This window comes from Mesorhizobium sp. M7A.F.Ca.CA.001.08.2.1 (genome assembly GCF_003998455.1).
Lineage (GTDB): Bacteria > Pseudomonadota > Alphaproteobacteria > Rhizobiales > Rhizobiaceae > Mesorhizobium > Mesorhizobium ciceri.
Genome location: NZ_RZPW01001427.1, coordinates 1 through 546 on the forward strand (window position 1 = coordinate 1; position 546 = coordinate 546).

Annotated in this window: 1 pseudogene; it reads left to right on the forward strand. The window is 64.8% G+C overall.

The window, feature by feature from the left end:
• Window positions 1-546, forward strand: a pseudogene (locus tag EN914_RS37795) (phosphomannomutase/phosphoglucomutase); the annotation flags it as partial.

A 546-nucleotide genomic window follows, 5' to 3' on the forward strand; every position in this document is an offset into this window, starting at 1 on the left:
AACACAGACAGCGTGCTGCGCGCCAACAGCGCCGTCACTGACTACTGGAAGACCGGCCACTCCTACATCAAGCGCCGCGTCGCCGAGCTTGGCGCCGTCGCCGGTTTCGAAAAGTCGGGCCATTTCTTCTTCAACCCGCCAGTCGGGCGGGGTTATGACGATGGGCTGGTCACCGCCATCGCCATCTGCCAGATGCTGGACCGCAGCCCCGGCAGTTCGATGGCCGATCTCTACCGCGCGCTGCCGCTGACCTTCGGCACGCCGACCATGTCGTCGCACTGCGCGGACGATGTGAAGTATGGCGTTGTCGAGCGGGTGGTTGCCGACTTTCAGGCCATGAAGCGGGATGGAACGGTTTTTGCGGGCCAGAAGATCGCCGACCTCATCACCGTCAACGGTGCGCGCGTTGTCGCCGAAGACGGCACCTGGGGACTGGTGCGCGCCTCGTCGAACAAGCCGGAACTGGTCGTGGTCGTCGAAAGCCCGGTGTCGTCGCAGCGTCGAGGGGAGATGTTCGAGGCTGTCGACACCGTGCTGCGCCGCAGC